Origin of the sequence: Kitasatospora sp. MBT66, from assembly GCF_000710405.2 — a bacterium.
Lineage (GTDB): Bacteria > Actinomycetota > Actinomycetes > Streptomycetales > Streptomycetaceae > Kitasatospora > Kitasatospora purpeofusca.
On sequence record NZ_JAIY01000011.1, the window covers coordinates 345997 to 350214 of the forward strand.

Genomic DNA, 4218 nt, shown 5'->3' on the forward strand with positions numbered 1-4218 from the left:
GCCGAGCTGGGCTGGCTGCCGCAGGTGCCCTTCGACCGGGGCATGGCGGAGTTCGCCGCCGCGCCGCTGCGGGTCTGAGGTCAGCCGCGGGCGGACGGCAGGGCGATCTCGAAGCAGCAGCCGCCGGCGACGTTGTGGACGCGGGCGCGCCCGGCGTGGGCCTCGACGATGCCGCGGACGATGGCGAGGCCGAGGCCCGCGCCGCTGCCGCCGGCCTCGGCCGGCCTGGGCGTGCGGGCCGCGGTGCCGCGCCAGCCGGTCTCGAAAACCCGGGGCAGGTCCTGGGCGGGGATGCCGCCGCAGCCGTCGGTGACGGAGAGCACCACCTCGTCGGCCTCCCGCCGCGCGGACACCGCGACCACGCCGTCCTGGGGGGTCGAGCGGATCGCGTTGACCAGGAGGTTGCCCAGCACCCGGGTGATCTCGCGGCTGTCGACCTCGACCGGTTCCGGCTCCACCTGCCGGCCCTCCAGCCGGACGCCCCGCTGGCGCGCCAGCGCGTGGGCGCCGGCCAGGGCGTCGTCGACCAGGTCGTAGGCGGAGACCCGGGAGAGCGAGAGGGACAGGCTGCCGGCCTGGATCCGGGAGAGTTCGAACAGGTCGTCCACCATGCCGGTGAGCCGCTCGACCTCGGTGCGGATCCGCCGGAGGTAGCGCTCGGGCTCCTCGGCGACGCCGTCCTCCAGCGCCTCGGCCATCGCCCGCAGCCCGGCCAGCGGGGTGCGCAGGTCGTGCGAGATCCACGCGACCAGCTCCCGCCGGGACTGTTCGAGGGCCTGTTCGCGGGCCCGGGACTCGGCGAGCCGGGCGCTGGTGGCGGCGAGCTCCCCGCTGAGCTGGGCCAGTTCGCGGCCCAGCGGGTGGGCGGGCGCGGTGAAGCCGGTGTCGCTGCCGACGGTCCTGGCGGCCTCGGTCAGCGCCCGGCTGCCGGCGACCACCTGCCGCCCCAGCAGCGCGGCCGTGCACAGGGACACGACGGCGGCCATGGCGAGCACCGTTATCACGACGCCGAGGTCGTGGGCGGAGAGGAACATGGCCTGCGCGACGGTGAAGGTCCCGGAGGTGACGGCGAGCACGGTGACGACGGCGACGCAGAACAGCGAGAGCGCCATCGAGCGCCGGCGCAGCAGCCGGACGACGGGCCAGCCGAGCAGGCCCGCGCCTCCGGCGCCGAGGGCGGCGAACAGCGCGATCAGCAGCAGGTCCTTCACGAGCGGTCCTCCTCGGCGCGCTGCGCCGGGTCGTAGCGGTAGCCGACGCCCCACACCGTGCTGATCAGCCGCGGCGCGGCGGGGTCGTCCTCGATCTTCTCGCGCAGGCGCCGGACATGGACGGTGACGGTGGAGAGGTCGCCGAAGTCCCAGCCCCAGACGCGGGCCATCAGCTCCTGCCGGGAGAACACCGTCCCGGGGTGCCGCAGCAGGAACGCCAGCAGGTCGAACTCCCGTGCGGTGAGCGACAGTTCGTTCCCCGCCCGGTGGGCGCGACGGGCCGGTCCGTCGAGGGTGATGTCCCCGGAGCGGACGGGCCCGGCCGGGGTACCGGGTGCCGGCGCCCCCGCCCGCGCGCGCCGCAGCACCGACTGGACCCGCAGGACGAGCTCGCGCGGGCTGAACGGCTTGGTGACGTAGTCGTCGGCGCCCAGTTCCAGGCCGAGGATGCGGTCGGCCTCGTCGCCCCTGGCGGTGAGCATGACGACCGGCAGCTGCGCACCGGTGTCCTGGTCGCGCAGGCGCCGCAGCACCTCCAGGCCGTCGATGCCCGGGAGCATCAGGTCCAGGACCACCAGGTCGGGGCGGTGGGCGCGGGCGAGGGCGAGCCCCTGCGGGCCGTCGGCGGCGTGGTCGACCTGGTGGCCGGCTCGGGCGAGGTAACCGGCGACGACCTCGGCCACGGTCGGGTCGTCGTCGATCACCAGGACGCGGCCGGCGGCCGGGGGTCCGGTGGTGGCGGAGGGCTCGTTCACCCCGCCGAGGATAGGTGCCCCCGCACCGGTGCGGACGCCGCGGCCGGGTTCCGTTCGACCTCCGTAAGATCCGGGGAGCTGCCGCGACGGCGCCCCGGTGGGCCGTCGGCGCGACGTTCGACTTCCGTAAGGCTGCGGCGCCGCCGCGCGGGGCCGAACGGCCCCTAGCGTGACCGGCGTGACCTCCGTTACCCCTCTTCTTCCTTCCTCCGGTGTCGACGTCGTGCTGCCCTGCCTCGACGAGGCGGCGGCCCTGCCCTGGGTGCTCGGGCGGATCCCGCCGGGCTGGCGGGCGATCGTCGTGGACAACGGTTCGCGCGACGGCTCGGCCGAGCTGGCCCGATCGCTCGGGGCGACCGTGGTCGAGGAGTCCCGGCGCGGATTCGGCGCCGCCTGCCACGCCGGACTCCTCGCCGCCACCGCCGAGTTGGTCTGCTTCATGGACTGCGACGGCTCCCTCGATCCCGCCCAACTGCCCCGGGTGACCGCTCCGGTGGCCGACGGCAGCGCCGACCTCGTGCTCGGCCGCCGCCGACCTGCGACCGTGAACGCCTGGCCCCTGCACGCCCGGCTCGCCAACACCGTGCTGGCCCACCGTCTGCGGGCCCGCACCGGCGCCCCGCTGCACGACCTGGGGCCGATGCGGGCCGCGCGGCGCGAGCGCCTGCTCGCGCTCGGGCTGGGCGACCGCCGCTCCGGCTATCCGCTGGAGATGGTGCTCGCCGCCTCGGCCGCCGGCATGCGGATCGCCGAGACCTCCGTCGACTACCTGCCGCGCGCCGGCCGGTCGAAGGTCACCGGCACACTGCGCGGCACCCGGCAGGCGATCCGCGACATGCGGGCCGTCCTGGCCGCACCGCCGCCCACCCTGCTGGTCATCGCCAAGGCTCCCGTGCCCGGGCGGGTGAAGACCCGGCTCACCCCGGCCTGCACGCCCGAGCAGGCGGCGGCGCTGGCCGAGGCCGCGCTGGTGGACACCCTGCACACCCTGGCGACCGTACCGGCCGGGCGGCGCCTGCTGGTCCTGGACGGCGAGCCGGGCCGCTGGCTGCCACCGGGGTGGCAGGTGGTCCCGCAGAGCGGCGGCGGCCTGGACGCCCGGCTGGCGGCGGCCTTCGGCCACGCGGCCCGGCTCGCCCCGCGCGCGCCCGCGCTGCTGGTCGGCATGGACACCCCGCAGGTGACCGCGGCCACCCTGGCCGAGCCGCTCTCACCGGTGCGCCGGGCCGGGGCCGACGCCTGGTACGGGCCCGCGTCCGACGGCGGCTTCTGGGCCCTCGGTCTGGCCCGGCCGACCGAGGACCTCGCCCGCCGGCTCCTCCTGGGGGTGCCGATGTCGACCCCGGACACCGGGCGGATGCTCCTCGACCGGCTCGCGGCGGCCGGCCTGGCGGTCCGCCGGCTGCCCGAGGCCACCGACGTCGACACCGTCGAGGACGCCCGGCTGGTCGCCGCCCAGGCACCGCGCAGCCGGTTCGCCGCCCGCCTGCACTCGTTCCGCACCGCCCCCGAGGTGGCGGGTTGAGCGGCACCGCGACGGCCTGGATCGACGACCCGTTCGCCGACGCCGTCCGCACCGGACGCGGTCCGCTGTGGCTGCGGGGCGACGACGGCCACCGGATCCCGCTGGACATCGAGCGCTGGTGCGCGCCCGCCGCCGGCGGCGACCACAGCCTGCTGCTGCGCTGCCTCGACCTGACCGCGCCGGTCGTGGACCTCGGCTGCGGGCCCGGTCGGCTGGTCGCCGCGCTGCTCGCCCTCGGGGTCCCGGCCCTCGGTGTCGACGTCACCCCGGCGGCCGTCAGCCGCACCCTGGGCCTCGGCGGGGCGGCGCTCTGCCGGTCGGTGTTCGACCGGCTGCCGGCCGAGGGCCGCTGGGGCGCGGCCCTGCTGGCGGACGGCAACCTCGGCATCGGCGGGAACCCGCAGGCCCTGCTGCGGCGGGCCGCCGAACTGATCGCGCCGGACGGGCTGCTGCTGGTGGAGGTGGAACCGCAGGAGGTCGACGAGCGCGTCACCGTCCGGGTCGAGGGCCCGGACGGCCGGCTCGGGCCGCCGTTCGCCTGGGCGCGCCTCGGCGCCGGGGCCGCCGTCCGGCGGGCCCGCGGCGCCGGGCTGGTCGAGGCGGAGCGGTGGACCTCCCACGGCCGGCGCTTCCTCGCCCTGCGCAGGTGCGGCGGCGCACCCGCCCGCTGAGGCCGTCCGACCTACCGGGGTACACCCCTCGGCCGGCGCCTCACGGGAGGGGCGCG

At 77.4% G+C, this 4218-nt stretch carries 4 protein-coding genes and 1 pseudogene; 3 read left to right on the plus strand and 2 right to left on the minus strand.

The annotated features are described in order from the left end of the window. Positions 1-80 precede the first annotated feature (80 nt). Entirely contained in the window at positions 81-1211 is a 1131-nt protein-coding gene (locus BI06_RS32310) for a sensor histidine kinase KdpD (RefSeq protein ID WP_030397184.1), read from the minus strand. After that, entirely contained in the window at positions 1208-1966 is a 759-nt protein-coding gene (locus BI06_RS32315) for a response regulator transcription factor (RefSeq protein WP_037782006.1), read from the minus strand. Before BI06_RS32315 ends, BI06_RS32310 begins: the two co-directional genes overlap by 4 nt. Before the next feature lie 169 nt (positions 1967-2135). Between BI06_RS32315 and BI06_RS52600 the strand changes: the two are divergent. The 3 genes and pseudogenes from BI06_RS52600 to BI06_RS32325 form a co-directional block, all read left to right on the plus strand. Continuing rightward, a pseudogene (locus BI06_RS52600) lies at positions 2136-2864 on the plus strand (glycosyltransferase family 2 protein); the annotation flags it as partial. Between the two features lie 168 nt (positions 2865-3032). Beyond that, on the plus strand, positions 3033-3491 hold the full coding sequence (locus tag BI06_RS52605) for a DUF2064 domain-containing protein (protein WP_369826282.1): 459 nt from the start codon (positions 3033-3035) through the stop codon (positions 3489-3491). After that, entirely contained in the window at positions 3488-4162 is a 675-nt protein-coding gene (locus BI06_RS32325; RefSeq protein ID WP_043474094.1) for an SAM-dependent methyltransferase, read from the plus strand. The genes BI06_RS52605 and BI06_RS32325 overlap by 4 nt, the downstream gene beginning before the upstream one ends. The last annotated feature ends 56 nt before the right edge of the window (positions 4163-4218 follow it).